The sequence below is a fragment of the Pseudonocardia sp. P-1 genome, from assembly GCF_058111925.1.
In genome coordinates, this window is record NZ_CM176614.1 from 60,974 (window position 1) to 76,781 (window position 15,808).

Here is a 15,808-nt window from a genome sequence, read left to right on the forward strand (position 1 = left end):
GGACCGGTCTCGTCACCGTCGGCGGGGTCCGCCGCCGCGCCGCGCGCCGGTGCGGGCCCGGGGCGGTCCTCCACGGGGGCCGGACGCCGCGGGGCCGGAGCGTGGCGGGCCCGGTGCCGCGCCGGTTCGCCACCCGGGAGCCGGTGCCCGCCCGAGGTGCCCGGGGGCCGGTCCTCGGCGCGCCGCCGCCCACCCGTCCGCGGGGCGGCGGGCCGCCCGCCGTCGGGGGCGGACGGGTCGCGCGGGACGGGCGGGGGCGGGGGCACGTCCGCATCCTTGCAAACGATCTTCGACCTGCGGGGTGCCGTTCGCCCGGACGCGACCGCCCGGCGACGACCGGTTGTCCGACGTTCGAACTTGTGTTCGACTGACTCGGTGCGATGGGACGGACAGCAGGTCGGGGCGGACGGTGTCGGGAGCGCGACGGCGCTGCCGGGGATGCGGGGGTTGCTGCGCTCGGTGCGCACGCCGGGGTTCGCGGACACGGTGTTCCACGAGGTCGAGGCGCGCTCGGTGCTGAACCGGGTGCCGTCGTCGTCACCGGTGCCGTTCGGCTGGACGGTCAACCCCTACCGCGGCTGCTCGCACGCGTGCACCTACTGCCTCGTCCCGGAGACCCCGGTACTCACCGCCGACGGCCGGTCGCGGCCGATCGGGGAGCTGCGCCCGGGCGACGAGGTGGTCGGCACCGTCACCGACGGCGGCGGTCGGCGCCGCTTCGTCCGCACCCCGGTGCTCGCGCGCTGGTCGACGCGGCGCCGCGCCCAGGAGGTGACCCTCGACGACGGCACGCGGCTCGTCACCTCCGCCGAGCACCGCTTCCTCACCACCTCCGGCTGGGCGCACGTGCGACCGGGGCGCTGCCGGGCCTCGGCGGACCGGCCGCACCTGAGCCCGGGGACGGCGCTGGTCGGGCCCGGTGCGGCCGCGGTCCCGGGCGGGGCCCGGCCCGACGGATACGCCGAGGGCTGGCTGTGCGGGCTGGTCCGGGCCGACGCGGTGCGCGGCCGGGTGCGGGCCGAGCCGTTCCCGACCGGCTGGGTCGAGCTGGAGGCGCTGGCCCGCGCCCACCACCTGCTGACCGCACGGCCGACGCCCGTGGCCGCCGGGATGATCGCGGCGCCCGCCCCGTCGCCGGCCGCCTGGCCGCAGCGGCCCGCCCGCGGCTGGACGGCCGGGTTCGTCGGCGGGATCGTCGACGCCTGCGGTGAGGTCTCCGCCGGGGTGCTGCGGATCGTGCCCGGCGACGAGGAGCTCACCCGGGCCTGTGTCGACGCGCTGCGCCGGCTCGGGTTCCGCGTGGCCTCCGAGCCGTCGGCCCGGCCCGGGGTGCGGGCGCTGCGGGTGCTGGGCGGGGTCGCCGAGCAGCTGCGGCTGGTCGCGGTGACCGACCCGGCCGTGGCCCGGGTGCGCGACGTCGGCGGCGCCCGCGTCGAGGAGCCGCCGGGGGGAGCGCCGCGGGTCGTGGCGGTCCGCGACACCGGCACCCTCCGCCCGATGGTCGACATCACCACCGGCACGGGGGACTTCGTCGCCGCCGGGGTGGTCAGCCACAACTGCTTCGCCCGCAACACCCACACCTACCTCGACCTCGACGCGGGCGCGGACTTCGACTCCCAGATCGTGGTCAAGGTGAACGTGGCACGGGTGCTGGAGCGGGAGCTGGCCCGGCCGTCGTGGCGGCGCGAGCACGTCGCGATGGGTACCAACACCGACCCCTACCAGCGGGCGGAGGGCCGCTACCGGCTGATGCCCGGGGTGATCACCGCGCTGGCCCGCTCCGGCACGCCGTTCTCCATCCTGACCAAGGGCACCGTGCTGGGCCGGGACCTGCCGCAGCTCGCGGCCGCGAACGCCGACGTCCGCGTCGGCACCGGGGTGTCGATCGCGCTGCTGGACCGGGAGCTGCAGTCGCACCTGGAGCCGGGCACCCCCGGTCCGCGCGCCCGCCTCGACCTCGTCCGCCGGATCACCGACGCCGGCCTGCCCTGCGGGGTCATGGTGGCCCCGGTGCTGCCGTGGCTGACCGACTCCACCGAGGCCCTCGACGCCCTGCTGGCGGAGATCGCCGCCGCCGGGGCGAGCCGGGCCACGGTGCTCGCGCTGCACCTGCGTCCCGGGGCCCGGGAGTGGTTCCTGGCCTGGCTGGGGCGCACCCACCCCGCGCTGCTGCCGCGCTACGAGCGGCTCTACCGCGGCGGGGCGTACGCCACCCGGGACTACCGCGGGTCCCTGGCCCGGCGGGTCGGCCCGCTGCTGGCCCGGCACGGCCTGGACCGGCCCGAGCCGAACCCGCGCGACCCGGGGTGGACCCGGCAGCCGGTCGCGTCGCCGCGGGCTGCGGAGCCCGGGGACGGGCAGCTGAGCCTGCTGTGAGAACCCGCCGGAAACCTGGTGGCAGGCGGCCCGGGGGATGCCGATAGCCTTGACCGCCGTGATGCGAACCCACCCCGTCGGCACGCTGCGTGCCGAGAACGCCGGCCAGACCGTGACCCTCGCCGGATGGGTGGCCCGCCGCCGCGATCACGGCGGCGTGATCTTCATCGACCTGCGGGACCGCTCCGGATCGGCCCAGGTCGTGTTCCGCGAGGGCGAGATGGCCGAGCGGGCCCACCGGCTGCGCTCCGAGTTCTGCATCCAGGTCGTCGGCGAGGTCGTCCGCCGGCCCGCGGGCAACGAGAACTCCGACCTGCCGACCGGCGACATCGAGGTCACGGTCACCGAGCTGACCGTCCTGTCGGAGTCGGCGCCGCTGCCGTTCCCGATCGACGAGCACACCGGCGTCGGCGAGGAGATCCGGCTCTCCCACCGCTACCTCGACCTGCGTCGTTCCGGGCCCGCCGCGGCGATGAAGCTGCGCAGCGACGTGAACAAGGCCGCCCGCGACGTGCTGGCCGCGGAGGACTTCATCGAGGTCGAGACGCCGACCCTGACCCGGTCCACCCCCGAGGGCGCGCGCGACTTCGTCGTCCCGGCGCGGTTGCGCCCCGGTTCCTGGTACGCGCTGCCGCAGAGCCCGCAGCTGTTCAAGCAGCTGCTCATGGTCGGCGGGCTGGAGCGGTACTACCAGATCGCTCGCTGCTACCGCGACGAGGACTTCCGCGCCGACCGCCAGCCGGAGTTCACCCAGCTCGACATCGAGATGAGCTTCGTCGAGCAGGACGACGTCATCGCACTCGCCGAGAAGGTCCTCACCGCGCTGTGGCGCCTCGTCGGGTACGAGATCGAGACCCCGATCCGCCGGATGCCCTACGCCGAGGCGATGGCCCGCTACGGCTCGGACAAGCCAGACCTGCGCTTCGACATCGAGCTCACCGAGCTCACGTCGTACTTCGCGGGCACCGGGTTCCGGGTCTTCCAGAACCCCTACGTCGGCGCCGTCGTCATGCCGGGCGGGGCGTCGCAGCCCCGCAAGGTGCTCGACGGCTGGCAGGAGTGGGCCAAGCAGCGCGGCTCCCGCGGCCTGGCCTACGTCCTGATCGGTGAGGACGGGCAGGTCGACGAGCGCGGCCCCGTGGTCAAGAACCTGTCCGAGGCCGAGCGGTCCGGCCTGGCCGAGGCCGTCGGCGCGAACCCCGGCGACTGCATCTTCTTCGCCGCCGGCAAGCCCACCGAGGCCCGCGCGCTGCTGGGCGCGGCCCGTGGCGAGATCGCCCGGCGGACCGGTGCGATCGACTCCTCGGCCTGGTCGTTCGTCTGGATCGTCGACGCGCCGCTGTTCGAGTCGGCCGCCGACACCGACGACGTCGCCGTCGGCGGCGGTGCGTGGACCGCGCTGCACCACGCGTTCACCTCCCCGACCCCGGAGTGGATCGACTCCTTCGAGAAGGACCCGGGCAACGCCCTGGCCTACGCCTACGACATCGTCTGCAACGGCAACGAGATCGGCGGCGGCTCGATCCGTATCCACTCGGCCGACGTGCAGAAGCGGGTCTTCGAGATCATGGGCCTGTCCGCGGAGGAGGCCCAGGAGAAGTTCGGCTTCCTGCTCGACGCCTTCTCGTTCGGCCCGCCGCCGCACGGCGGGATCGCGTTCGGCTGGGACCGGATCACCGCGCTGCTCGCCGGCGTCGACTCGATCCGCGAGGTCATCGCGTTCCCGAAGACCGGCGGCGGGTTCGACCCGCTGACCCAGGCACCCGCGCCGATCACCGCGGCCCAGCGCAAGGAGGCGGGCGTGGACGCGAAGCCCGAGCGCGCCCCGGAGAAGCCCGGCCCGGCCGCGTAGGTGCTGCACCTGCGGGTGGTCTGCCCACCCGGGCGGACGGTCGAGGTCCGCAGCGTCCTCGACGCCGAACCCGGGGTGGCCCACCTGGTGGTCCACCCCGGGGTGGCGGTGCACCCGGCCGGTGACCTGGTCGAGGCCGATGTCGCCCGGGAGTGCGCCGACGACCTGCTGGGCCGGCTCGCCGACCTCGGCGTCGACCACGACGGCGGCATCACCCTCGAACAGCTCGACACGGTGCTGTCCGACCGGGCCGACGCCGCCGAGGAGGCCGCGCCGGGGGACGGGGCCGACGCCGTCGTCTGGGACGAGCTGATCCAGCGCACCGGCGAGGAGTCGCGGCTGTCCGCGACGTTCCTGACCTTCCTCACCATCGCCTGCCTGCTCGCCGCCGTCGGCGCGGTCACCGACTCGCCGGTCACCGTGGTCGGGGCGATGGTGCTGGGCCCGGAGTTCGGCCCGATGGCGGCGATGGCGATCGGGCTGGTGCTGCGCCGCCGCGACCTGGTCTCTCGCGGTCGCCGCCGCCTACGCCTCGGTCGCGGTGATCGAGGGACGCTGGAGCGAGGCGGCCCAGTCGGTGCTGCAGCTGGGGGTCAACCTGGTGGGCGCCATCGGTGCGGCGGCCGCGGTGCTGGTGCTCGCCCGTCGCGGATCGCGTCGTCGGGGCGCGGACCGCGCGCTCTCCGACGGGTAGGGTCCCCTTCGATGACCGATCCGCAGTCGACTCCCGGCGCGGTCGCGGCGGTGGCCGGGGCCGCGCGGTTGCTGTCGCGGCGGGCGGGCTCGGAGGTCGAGCTGTTCGAGCCCGAGGACCTGGGCGGCAGCGGCCGTTCCGTCGTCGCCCGGGCCCGGATGGCGAAGAACCCGTTCTCCGACCGGCGCAGCGTCGTCGTGAAGCACTACGCGCCGCCCGAGGACGGCACGGACCTGGCGTCGGACCCGTTCCGCTACGAGGTCGCGTCCTGCCAGCTGTTCACCGCGCTGCCGAGCGACGTCCGGCCCAGCCCGGTGATCATCGCGCACGACCCGGTGCAGCGGCTGCTCGTACTGGAGGATCTCGGCCGCAGCCTGACCTTGGCCGACAAGCTGTTCGGCCCGGACCCCCAGGCCGCCCGGACCTGCCTGCTCGGGTGGGCCCGCGGCCTGGGGCGGATGCAGGCCGCGACCGCCGGTCGGGAGGGCGACTTCGGGGCGCTGCTGCGCCGGCTGGGGGAGAAGGCGCGCCGGGACCCGGTCGCCGACCAGGCCCGCGCCGCGCTGGCCGGTCTGCCGGAGCTGCTGGCCGGGATCCTCGGCGTCGAGGTGCCGGAGATGGCGCTGTTCGAGGCCCAGGGCGGGGTGCGCCTGCTCGGCGGCACCGGGTTCCGCGCGTTCAGCCCGTCCGACACCTGCCCGGACAACAACCTGGTCACCAGCCGCGGGGTGCGGTTCGTCGACTTCGAGTGGGGCTGCTTCCGCGACGTCGTCCTCGACGCCGCCTACGTGCGGGTGCCGTTCCCCGGCTGCTCGTCGAGCTTCGCCCTGCCCGACGCCGTCGCCCACGCCATGCTCGACGCCTGGCGGGCCGAGGTCGCGCCGGTGTGGCCCGAGCTGGACGACCCCGAGCTGCTGGAGTCGCGCCTCGCCGACGCCCACGTGCTGTGGGTGTGGTGGTCGACCTGGCAGCTGCTGCCGCGGGTGCCCGAGCGCGACGGCCCGATCGGCCCCGACGCCGGCCGGTCCCCGCGGATCTCCACGGCGCTGCGGCACTACTGGCGGGGCCTCGGCGTCACCGCGGAGGCGACCGCCCGGCCCGGCACGGCCGCGCTGGCCGCGGCCGTGGTGACCGCGCTCGACACCCGTTTCCCCGACGCGTCGTCGACGCTGCCGCTGTTCCCCGCCTTCCGCGGCGGCGAGTGGTAGGGCCCCGCCCCGAGAGTTCCCACGGCGGTACGGGACCCGTCACCGGTTGCACACGGAAACGGTGGCTGCGGCGGTGATCGTGTCGGCGTGTCCCCGATGACCGTGCGCCCGTCCGTCGTCGATCCGGTCCTCCGCCCCGTCGCCGTACCGCACGTGACCGGCCGGCCCGTCCGGCACCTCGTCCTGCTGGGCGACTCCACCGCCGTCGGGCTGGGTGACCCCCTGCCCGGCGGTGGCTGGCGTGGGTTCGGCCCGCTGCTGCGCGACGCCCTCGACGATCCCGCCCACCCCGGCTCGCTCCGGCTGGACAACCACGCCCGGACCGGGGCGCGGATGGCCGACGCCCGGCACGGGCAGGTGCCCGCGGCCGCGGCGTCGGGGCCCGACGTCGTCGTGCTGTGCGCCGGGATGAACGACACCCTGCGCTCGGACTTCGACCCGGCCGCGATCCGGCGGGACTGCGCCGGGTCGCTGGAGCTGCTGCTGCGGGCCGGTGCGACCGTGCTGCTGCTCCGCTTCCACGACCACACCCGCGTCTGGCCGCTGCCGGGGCCGTTGCAGCGGGCGCTCGCCACCCGGATCGCCGCCCTGAACGGGGCCGTCGACGGAGCGGTGGCCGACGCCGTCGCCGCGACGGGACGGTCCGCCGTCGGGATCCTCGACCTCGACACCGCCGGCAGCTACGACCCGGCGGCGTGGAGCGTGGACCGGTTGCACCCGTCCGAGCTGGGGCACCGGTTGCTGGCGCGTGGTTTCGCCGCGCTGCTCGGCGCCGCAGGTTTCGTGGTGCCGGGGGAGATCGGGCTCGACGCCGCCGGCGGGCGGGAGGTGACGGCCTGGCAGCGGGGGGCGTGGCTGGTGGTGCAGGGGGTGCCGTGGCTCGTGCGGCGGTCCCGGGACCTCGGGCCGGTGATGGTGCGGGGGCTCGTGGAGGGGGCGCGGGCGCGGAAGGTGCCCGCCTGATCCCGCCGACCCGGTCGCAGTCGATCACTCCGGCGCGGGGCGTGCCCGCCGTGGTCGGACCCGACGCGATCCGAGGGAGCGGCTGCCGGCGTCAGACCCTGAGCACGTCCGTTGTCCTCGACCGTCCCGAGACATCTCATCACCTCGGGTAGTGCACCATCGTTGCAGTTCACGAGTTCGCGATAGCGAACGAGAACTGGCAATCGAACGCACGTTCGAGTACCGTCGATGATGTGACCGCCACCCAGGAACCACCCGCCCACGCCACCGGCGTGCTCGCAGGTGGGTTCCCTTCCGGTGACCTCACCCTGCTCCAGTTCCAGGTCGAGCAGGCACTCGCCACTGACACCGAAGGGCTGTCCGAGGCCGAGCTGATCGACCAGATCCAGGAGATCGAATCCCTCCAGGCCTCCCTGGCTGCCCTCCAGGCGAGCCGGATCCGCGCCTTCGCCCAGGCCCATGTCGACAGCCACCGCGTCGATGACCGGACCGACGTCGACAAGGTCCACCGCAGCGTCGTCGCCCAGATCCAGCTCGCCTGCCGGGTCTCCACCACCGAGGCCCGCACCCGCGTCGCCGACGCCCGCGACCTGCACGCCGGGCTCGACGACGTCCGGCGCCTCCATGAGACCGGGCAGCTCAGCGCCGCCAAGGTCACCGCGATCGCCGTCGAGTGCCGCGACCTCGACACCACCCAACGCGCGCGGGTCGACGCCCGGCTCGCTGCCGTGCACGACCTCACCCGCTACGGCATCGGGCGCCTGCGGGCGATGACGCGGCGTCTGGTCGCCGAGATCGCTCCCGACCGTTTCCGCGCCCGCGTCCACGCGGCCAGGGTCGAGCGCCGGGTCACCCTGCGGCCCGCGCCGGATGCGATGAGCTACCTGACCGCGTACGTGCCGGTCGAGCAGGGCGCCGCCTGCCTGGCCGCGCTGCAGAAGGCGTTCGTCGAGATCCAGGTCGACCCGCAGCCCCTGACCCGCACCCGCGGACAGGTCCTCGCCGACACCCTGGTCGAACGCGTCACCGGGCAGGCCACCGCGACCGCCGTGAACCTGGAAGTCCAGGTCACCGTCCCCGTCCAGGCGCTGCTCGACCCCACCTCCCCGCTGCCCGCGGAGATCCCCGGCTTCGGACCGGTCCCGGCCGACCTGCTCGCCACCCCCGAGGGCGCCAAGTCCCTGCGCCGTCTGCTCACCGACCAGGGCATCGTGATCGGCGGGGACTCCCGGAGGCGTACTTTCACCGGCCTGCTCGCCACCCTCGTGAAGGCCCGGGCGCAGAACCGGTGCACCGAGCCCTACTGCGACGCACCCGTCCGCCACCTCGACCACCTCCGGCGGGATGCCGACGGCGGACGCACCGAACTCGACAACGGGCGCGGGGTCTGCGAGTTCCACAACCACGTCCGCGAACAACCCGGCTGGCACATCGCCCGGGCCCCGGACGGGACCGTTGTCACCAGGACCCCGACCGGGCACACCTACCGCGGCCCGGACTGATCGCCTGCCGCCCGCGGTCGTCGCGGGGTCCCGTGTGCCGCCTGCCGGGCGTGCCCTCGTGCCGCCCGGTCGCGGGCGCGACCCGGCTACAGGCGTCGCAGGAAGTTCCCGATCCGCTCCACGGCCTGCTCCAGCTGCGGCAGCGCCGTCGCGTACGAGCAGCGGATGTGCCCCTCGCCGGAGGGCCCGAACACGCTGCCCGGGACGACCGCGACCGACTCCTCCCGCAGCAGCCGCTCGGCGAAGGTCTCCGAGTCCAGCCCGGAGGCGCGGATCGAGGGGAACGCGTAGAACGCGCCCGCCGGCTCCGGGCAGTCCAGCCCGGCCTCGCGCAGCCCCTTCACAAACACCCGGCGGCGACGGTCGTAGTCGGCCACCATCTCCGCGACGTCGCCCTCCGCGCTGGTCAGCGCCTCCACGGCGGCGATCTGCGAGATGTGCGGCGCGCACAGCATCGTGTACTGGTGCACCCGCAGGCACAGCTCCGCGATCGGTTCCGGCGCGGCGAGCCAGCCGACCCGCCACCCCGTCATCGCCTGGGCCTTGGAGAACCCGCCCAGGACCACCGTCCGCTCCCGGGCACCCGGGACCGCGCCCAGGCAGGTGTGGGCGCCGGTATAGGTGAGGCGGTCGTAGATCTCGTCGGAGAGCAGGTACAGGTCGTGCCGCTCGGCCAGTGCGACGAGCTCGCGCAGCACCTCGGGCGGCTGCACCGCGCCGGTCGGGTTGGCCGGGGAGCCGATCAGGATCGCCTTCGTCCGCGGCGTCACCGCGGCCTCGACCGCGGCGATGTCGATCGCGAACCCGTCCTCGGCGCGGGTCGGCACCCCGACCGGCACCCCACCGGCGAACGCCACGCACGGCTGGTAGGCGACGTAGCAGGGCTCCGGGACGATGACCTCCTCGCCCGGGTTCAGCAGCACCCGGAACGCCAGGTCCAGCCCCTCGGACACCCCGGTCGTCACCAGGCACTCGGTGGCGGGGTCGTAGTGGGCGTCGTAGCGCGACGCCAGGTCCGCGCACACCAGCTCACGCAGCTTCGGCAGCCCCGCGTTCCCGGTGTAGGTGGTGTAGCCGCGCTCCAGGGCGTAGATCCCGGCCTCGCGGATGCGCCACGGCGTCACGAAGTCGGGCTCACCGACACCGAGGGAGATGACGTCGTCCATCTCGGCGGCGATGTCGAAGAACCGCCGGATCCCCGACGGCGGGATCGCCGAGATCGTCGCGTTGAGCGCCTTCACGGGGTCACCGGCAGCCGGTGGTCGGGCTCCGGCTCGGCGAACGAGTCGCCGTCGCGCTTGTGCGTGGCCAGCACGAAGTGCGTGGCGGTCGAACGGACCCGGTCGATCGTGGACAGCTTCTGGGACACGAAGTCGCTGATCGCGCGGATGTCCGGGCCGACGACCGTGCAGCGCAGGTCGTGCCCACCGGAGACGAGGTAGCAGTCGCGGACCTCGTCGAAGCGGGAGATGCGGGCGGCGACGTCGTCGAACCCGACCCCGCGGGCCGGGGCGACCGACACGTCGATGAACGCCGTCACCTGCGCCCCGGCGCGGCCGGCGCCGGAGTGGCCGTTGCCGCCGTCCTCGTACCGGGCCCAGTCCACGACGGCCTTGTGCCTGCGGATCACCCCGGAGCGTTCCCACTCCGCGATCCGGGCGTCGACCTCGTCCCGGGGCAGACCCAGCATGGTGGCGACGGTGTCGTGGCTCAACGACGCGTCACGTTCGAGCAACTCGAGGATCTCGCGCACGGCGTGACCCTACGACGACCGCCCGTCGCCGTGCCGCGGGCCGGGCGGGTCGGTGGTGGCCCGCCCCGTCCGACCGGTCAGGCCGCGTGCGGCAGCAGGGCCGCGGCGTCCGGAACGACACCGCCGCGTGCCGGGTCGAGCAGCCCGCACTCGAGGTCGACGAGGTGGGTGCGTGTGCACGGACCGCACACGTACACCGTGCCGGCCGGGCCGTGGTGGCTGCTCCAGGCGAGTCCGCGGACGTCGGCGGGGGTGCGCGGACGGGAGCAGAGCGGGCAACTCGGGATCGTGTCCATGCCCCATGAGCGTGCACGGGGTCTGTTGCGGGCCGGTGACACCGCGCGTCCGCGGCGTTGCGTTCCGGCGACGATCCGGGGTCGGAGACGATCACGCTGCGTACGCGTCGGTCACGAATCGGGGGCGAGCCGGTGAATTCGGCACCGTCCCACCCCGCCCGCAACTAGGGTCCGCGCGCATGAGCAGCAACGAACCGCCGCGGGGCGAGGACCCGCAGGCCGGTCCCGGGGGAGCCGCGACGCCCGGTGGCGCCCAGGAGCCCGGGCAGGCGGCCGGGAGCGGGGACCGGCCGGGCACGCCGTACCCCGGCGGGCAGCAGGCCGGGCAGGACGACGCCACCGGCGCGCAGGAGCCGGGACGGCACGGCACCGCCGCCCCGTCCCCGCACGGCCAGCAGTACGGCCAGGACCCCGGGCAGCAGTACGGCCGGCCGTACGCGCAGGACCCCGGCCAGCAGTACGGCCAGCAGTACGGCCAGGCCCCGTACGGGCAGGCCCCGGGACAGCAGTACCCCGGCCAGCCCTACGGGCAGCAGCAGTACCCCGGCGCAGGTCAGTACGGCGGCCAGCAGCAGTACGGGGCCCAGTATCCCGGTCAGTACCCCGGGACCGGGCAGCAGTACCCGGGCCAGTACCCGACCGGTCAGCAGTACGGCGGCCAGTACCCGCAGGGCGGCTACGGCCAGCCCGCCTACCCCTCCGGCGGTGCCCCGCCCAGCGGCACCTCCCCGGACCCGCTGGTGCCGTTCTCCTTCGGGGACTGGTTCTCGAAGATCGTCGGCGTGCTGCAGCGCAGCTGGAAGCCGCTGCTGATCATCAACCTGATCGTGCTGGTCCCGACCGCGGTCCTCAGCGGTATCAGCTACCTCCTCGACGGGGGCCCGCGGTCGTCGTTCGACCCCGTCGACCTCGACCTCAGCACGGGGTTCGTGGCGGGCCTCGGCCTGACCAGCCTGGTCCTGGCCGTCGTCGCGATCGTGCTGTCCGCGCTCGGCTACGCGGCGTCGGTGTTCGTCGTCGTGCGCGACGCGGCCCAGCGCCCGTGGAGCCAGGACCAGGTCGTGGCGTTCGCGAAGAACCGCGCGCTCCCGGTGATCGGCTGGTCGCTGCTGGCCGGGCTGCTGTTCGTCATCGGCTTCTTCCTGCTGGTCATCCCGGCCATCTACCTGGGCGTGGTGTTCACCGGCGCGCTGATCGGGGTCGTCGTGATCGAGCGGGCCGGGATCGGCCGCACGTTCACGCTGGTCAACCCCCGGTTCTTCCCCGTGTTCGGCCGGCTCGTGGTCTTCTTCCTGATCGCGATCGTGTACTCGCTGGTGACCTCGCTGGTCGTCGTCGCGCCGCTGACGTACCTCAGCCCCGTCCTGGGGCAGGTCGTGGGGACCCTGCTGCAGCTGCCCGTGCAGATCGCCGGCGTCGCCGCGATGATCGTCACCTATGCCGAGTGCCGCTTCCACGAGCACAACCCGGTGCACACCCCCGTCCTCGCCGACGAGATCGACCGCGCCTGAGCCGCCCGTCCCCCCGGGGCCGGTGTCCTGGCAGGCTGGATGCGATGAGCACCGACGGCCTGTTCGACATCGACCCCGGGGGCGACGGGCGCGACACCGGTGACGGCGACGCCGTCCGTCCCGACGCGCCGCTCGCCGCGCGGATGCGCCCGCGCACCCTCGACGAGGTCGTCGGCCAGGCCGACCTGCTCACGCCCGGCGCGCCGCTGCGCCGCCTGCTCGACGGCGGCGCCGCGGCGTCGGTGCTGCTCTACGGCCCGCCCGGCACCGGCAAGACCACCCTCGCCCGGCTGATGGCCGGCGCCGGGGGAGCGGAGCGGCACTTCGTCGCCCTGTCGGCGCTCTCGGCCGGGGTGAAGGAGCTGCGGGCCGTCATCTCCGAGGCCCGCCGGCGTCGCGACCGCAGCGGCACCACCACGGTGCTGTTCATCGACGAGGTGCACCGCTTCTCCCGCACCCAGCAGGACGCCCTGCTCGGAGCGGTCGAGGACCGGCTCGTCCTGCTCGTCGCCGCGACCACCGAGAACCCGTCGTTCTCGGTGGTGTCCCCGCTGCTGTCCCGCTCCCTGGTGCTGCAGCTGCAGTCCCTCGGGGAGGACGACGTGCGCACCCTGCTCCGGCGCGCCGTCACCTCCGAGCGGGGCCTGAACGCGGCCGTCCAGCTCGCCGAGGACGGCGAACAGGCACTGGTCCGGCTCTCCGCGGGCGACGGGCGCCGCGCGCTCACCGCGCTGGAGGCGGCCGCCGACGGTGTCCTCGGTGCCGGCGGCGAGCCGGTGATCGACCTCGCCGCCGTCGAGCGCGCCGTCACCGAGGTCGCCGTGCGCTACGACCGCGCGGGCGACCAGCACTACGACGTCATCAGCGCGTTCATCAAGTCCATCCGCGGCTCCGACCCCGACGCCGCCCTGCACTACCTGGCCCGGATGCTCGTCGCGGGGGAGGACGCCCGGTTCATCGCGCGCCGGCTGATGATCCACGCCTCGGAGGACGTCGGGCTGGCCGACCCGACCGCGCTGCCCGCCGCGACGGCGGCCGCCCAGGTCGTGCAGCTCGTCGGGATGCCGGAGGCGCGGATCGCGCTCGCCCAGGTCACCGTGCACCTGGCGACCGCACCCAAGTCGAACGCCGTGATCACCGCGATCGACGCCGCGATGGCCGACGTCCGCTCCGGCAGGGTCGGCGGGGTGCCCCCGCACCTGCGCGACGGCCACTACGCCGGCGCGCAGAAGCTCGGCAACGCCGTCGGTTACCGCTACCCGCACGACGACCCGGACGGGGTCCTGCGCCAGCAGTACCCGCCCGACGACGTCGTCGGCGTCGACTACTACGCGCCGTCCGGGCGCGGGCACGAACGCGTCCTCGCCGAGCGCCTGCCCAAGCTGCGCCGCGTCGTACGCGGCACCCGGGACTGAGCCGGCGCGCTCAGCCGGTGGTCAGGGTCAGCCCGAGCGCCCCGGTCGCGGTGCGGATCGGGGTGAAGTAGCTGGTGCAGTTGCCGTCGCCGCCCGCACCGGTGTGCACGCCCTGGGCCTGCCCGGACGAGGTGATGTAGGGGGCGCCGGAGTCGCCCTCCTGGGCGCACGCCGCCACCGAGGTCAGGCCGGACTGGCTCTGGCCCTCGAAGTTCACCGTCATGTCGGTGCGCTGGACCGTGCCGCAGGACCGCCCGCTGGTGGACCCGTACAGGCAGACCGTGGAGCCCACCGGCGCCGGACGGCTCCCGGCCACCCGGATCCCCGACACGGTCGCCGACACGCTGCCCGACTCGACCGCGATCGCGCCGACGTCCACCCCGCGGCCCGCGGTCTCGACCTCGGAGCCGATCGTCGAACCGTCGGTGGCGTACCAGGACGACGAGCCCCGGGTGCAGTGCCCGGCGGTGATCAGCCAGTCGCTGCTGCCGTCGGAGGCGGCGAACCCGGCCGTGCAGCGGCGGGTCCCGTCGGTGATGGTGTCGCCCCCGCCGACCGCGGCCTGCCGGTGCGCCGGCGCCGCCACCCGCTCCACCCGCACCGCGGACGGGTCGAGACCGCCGGTCAGGTCCGCGGCCAGCGCGTCGGCGCCCGGCCCGTCGACGACGCTCACGACGACCTGCTCGGTGCGGGGGTCGACACCGTAGGAGTCCAGACCGGCGGGCATCCCCGTCGCGGTGCGCCCGGCCAGCGCCGAGAGCACCGCGGCCGGGTCGCGGCGCGGCTCGTCGCGCACCACCGGCGTCGCGCCGAGCGCGGTGACCAGCGGGGCGGCCGCGGCGTCCCAGGTGCCCACCATCAGCCGCCCGTCGGCCAGCCACGTCCCGGCCAGCGCGGGCCCGAGGGCCTCGGTCACCGCGGGCACCAGCGCCGCGGCCGCGTCCTCGCCGACCGTGACCGGGGGGAGCGCCGGGGCCGCGGTCGCCGGCACGGCCACCCCCACACCGATCGCGACGGTGCCGAGAGCGGCGAGCAGGAGGCGGTGCGGGCGACGCAGAGACACGAGCGGTCCTTCGGGCGAGCGGAGCGTGACACCCGGCCCAACGACGCAGCCCCGCCCGGGTCACGGCCCGCAGGCGGAGGACACCCCTCCGACAGGGGTGGACGCCCGCCCGAGCCCGAGGTTGCCCCCATCAGGACCAAAGTCCCTACTTTCCGTCGACGTATACCGCAAATTGTGCATGTTGATTGACCCCGAAAGGGTGCACCGGAAGGGTTGATCGCAGGCCGGGGCGCGGCCGAGCGGACCTGCCGGCAGCGCCGACCACCACCGGCGGAGGACAGCGCGACAGTCGCGCCGCCCGACCTCTCCTGGGTCGGACGGGCGGTGCCGGCGCCTGACGCGGCCCCCGGGTCGCGACCGAGGAGAGCTGGGCAGATGCACGACGGACCCGTGGCCATCGCGACCGCACCCGAGGACGCCGCCGAGGAGGTCGACTCCCGGCAGGCGGCGGACCTCCTCCCGCCGGAGATGCTGGCCGCGGCCGTCGCCGGCGACGAGCGCGCGGTCGCGCTGCTCCTGGCGAAGGTGCACCCGCAGGTGGAGCGCTTCTGCCGGGCCCGGCTGGGCCGGCGCGAGACGATCCTCGGCTCGGCCGACGACGTCGCGCAGGACGTCTGCATGGCCGTGCTCTCCGTGCTCCCGGACTACCGGCCGTCGGGGATGTCGTTCCGGGCGTTCGTGTTCGGCATCGCCCGGCACAAGATCGCCGACGCGTTCCGGGCGATGGCCCGCAACCGCTGCGACGCCGTCGAGGAGCTCCCCGAGCGGCTCAGCCGCGAGGACGACCCGGAGCAGGTCGTGCTCGACGCCGAGCGCAACGACCGCCTCTCCGAGCTCATGGGCCTGCTCGGCCCGCGCCAGGTCGAGATCCTCACGCTGCGCATCGCGGTCGGGCTGACCGCGGAGGAGACCGCCGACGCGCTCGGCTCCACCCCCGGTGCGGTCCGCGTCGCCCAGCACCGCGCGCTGCAGCGGCTGCGCCGCGAGCTCGAGGAGCGCGCGTCCCGCCGGGCCGGCGTCCGGGTCGTCGCCGTCCCCGCCCCGCGGACCCCCGTCCGCGCCCACCGCGTTCTCGTCCCCGCGCCGCGGACCCCCCTCGACGCCCCGCTGCCGGTCGCGGTCTGACCGGAGCGAGACGGCGGACCCGCCGGCCCTCCGGTCGACCCCCCGGACCG

The 15,808-nt window shown here is 75.1% G+C and carries 12 protein-coding genes and 1 pseudogene; 9 read left to right on the top strand and 4 right to left on the bottom strand.

The window, feature by feature from the left end:
- The first annotated feature begins 375 nt into the window (after window positions 1-375).
- From AC0GKK_RS00300 to AC0GKK_RS00325, 6 genes and pseudogenes are all read left to right on the top strand, one after another.
- Window positions 376-2,376: an intein-containing Rv2578c family radical SAM protein gene (locus AC0GKK_RS00300; RefSeq protein WP_489882876.1), complete on the top strand. Its 2,001-nt coding sequence runs from the start codon at window positions 376-378 to the stop codon at window positions 2,374-2,376.
- A 58-nt stretch (window positions 2,377-2,434) separates the two neighbouring features.
- Complete coding sequence (aspS, locus tag AC0GKK_RS00305) at window positions 2,435-4,228, top strand: aspartate--tRNA ligase (RefSeq protein WP_489882877.1); 1,794 nt, start codon at window positions 2,435-2,437, stop codon at window positions 4,226-4,228.
- Window positions 4,229-4,922 (top strand): annotated as a pseudogene (locus AC0GKK_RS00310) (DUF389 domain-containing protein).
- Between the two features lie 11 nt (window positions 4,923-4,933).
- Window positions 4,934-6,130, top strand: a complete 1,197-nt coding sequence (locus AC0GKK_RS00315; protein ID WP_251782364.1) for a hypothetical protein — start codon at window positions 4,934-4,936, stop codon at window positions 6,128-6,130.
- Between the two features lie 96 nt (window positions 6,131-6,226).
- Window positions 6,227-7,093 (top strand): SGNH/GDSL hydrolase family protein, encoded by an 867-nt coding sequence (locus tag AC0GKK_RS00320; RefSeq protein ID WP_489884070.1) that lies wholly within the window; start codon window positions 6,227-6,229, stop codon window positions 7,091-7,093.
- Window positions 7,094-7,326: 233 nt separating this feature from the next.
- Complete coding sequence (locus AC0GKK_RS00325) at window positions 7,327-8,595, top strand: HNH endonuclease (RefSeq protein ID WP_489882878.1); 1,269 nt, start codon at window positions 7,327-7,329, stop codon at window positions 8,593-8,595.
- 86 nt (window positions 8,596-8,681) lie between these two features.
- Here AC0GKK_RS00325 and AC0GKK_RS00330 read toward each other — a convergent pair whose 3' ends face one another.
- The 3 genes from AC0GKK_RS00330 to AC0GKK_RS00340 form a co-directional block, all read right to left on the bottom strand.
- Window positions 8,682-9,836, bottom strand: coding sequence for an aminotransferase class I/II-fold pyridoxal phosphate-dependent enzyme (locus AC0GKK_RS00330; RefSeq protein WP_100877600.1), 1,155 nt, complete (start codon window positions 9,834-9,836; stop codon window positions 8,682-8,684).
- Window positions 9,833-10,348 carry an Lrp/AsnC family transcriptional regulator gene (locus AC0GKK_RS00335; RefSeq protein WP_405416799.1) on the bottom strand — a complete coding sequence of 172 codons (516 nt, stop codon included), beginning with the start codon at window positions 10,346-10,348 and terminating at the stop codon, window positions 9,833-9,835. The genes AC0GKK_RS00330 and AC0GKK_RS00335 overlap by 4 nt, the downstream gene beginning before the upstream one ends.
- 77 nt (window positions 10,349-10,425) lie before the next feature.
- The gene (locus tag AC0GKK_RS00340; protein WP_489882879.1) at window positions 10,426-10,644 is read right to left on the bottom strand and encodes a hypothetical protein; all 219 of its coding nucleotides are present in this window, start codon (window positions 10,642-10,644) and stop codon (window positions 10,426-10,428) included.
- Between the two features lie 179 nt (window positions 10,645-10,823).
- On the opposite strand from AC0GKK_RS00340, the gene AC0GKK_RS00345 reads away from it, so the two are divergent.
- Together AC0GKK_RS00345 and AC0GKK_RS00350 are read left to right on the top strand one after the other, a co-directional pair.
- Entirely contained in the window at window positions 10,824-12,155 is a 1,332-nt protein-coding gene (locus AC0GKK_RS00345) for an energy-coupling factor transporter transmembrane component T family protein (protein ID WP_489882880.1), read from the top strand.
- A 44-nt stretch (window positions 12,156-12,199) separates the two neighbouring features.
- Complete coding sequence (locus AC0GKK_RS00350; RefSeq protein ID WP_405416803.1) at window positions 12,200-13,570, top strand: replication-associated recombination protein A; 1,371 nt, start codon at window positions 12,200-12,202, stop codon at window positions 13,568-13,570.
- Between the two features lie 10 nt (window positions 13,571-13,580).
- On the opposite strand, the gene AC0GKK_RS00355 is transcribed toward AC0GKK_RS00350, so the two are convergent.
- Window positions 13,581-14,633, bottom strand: coding sequence for a S1 family peptidase (locus AC0GKK_RS00355; protein WP_476651630.1), 1,053 nt, complete (start codon window positions 14,631-14,633; stop codon window positions 13,581-13,583).
- Window positions 14,634-15,008: 375 nt separating this feature from the next.
- Here AC0GKK_RS00355 and shbA point away from each other — a divergent pair, with 375 nt between their 5' ends.
- On the top strand, window positions 15,009-15,758 hold the full coding sequence (gene shbA, locus AC0GKK_RS00360; protein WP_405416805.1) for an RNA polymerase sigma factor ShbA: 750 nt from the start codon (window positions 15,009-15,011) through the stop codon (window positions 15,756-15,758).
- Window positions 15,759-15,808: the final 50 nt, after the last annotated feature.

Bases quoted from the DNA above. Each gene is read 5' to 3' on its own strand.
- AC0GKK_RS00315 (WP_251782364.1), top strand. From the start codon at position 4,934: ATGACCGATCCGCAGTCGACTCCCGGCGCGGTCGCGGCGGTGGCCGGG.
- AC0GKK_RS00340 (WP_489882879.1), bottom strand. From the start codon at position 10,644: ATGGACACGATCCCGAGTTGCCCGCTCTGCTCCCGTCCGCGCACCCCC.
- AC0GKK_RS00320 (WP_489884070.1), top strand. From the start codon at position 6,227: ATGACCGTGCGCCCGTCCGTCGTCGATCCGGTCCTCCGCCCCGTCGCC.
- AC0GKK_RS00350 (WP_405416803.1), top strand. From the start codon at position 12,200: ATGAGCACCGACGGCCTGTTCGACATCGACCCCGGGGGCGACGGGCGC.
- shbA (WP_405416805.1), top strand. From the start codon at position 15,009: ATGCACGACGGACCCGTGGCCATCGCGACCGCACCCGAGGACGCCGCC.
- AC0GKK_RS00345 (WP_489882880.1), top strand. From the start codon at position 10,824: ATGAGCAGCAACGAACCGCCGCGGGGCGAGGACCCGCAGGCCGGTCCC.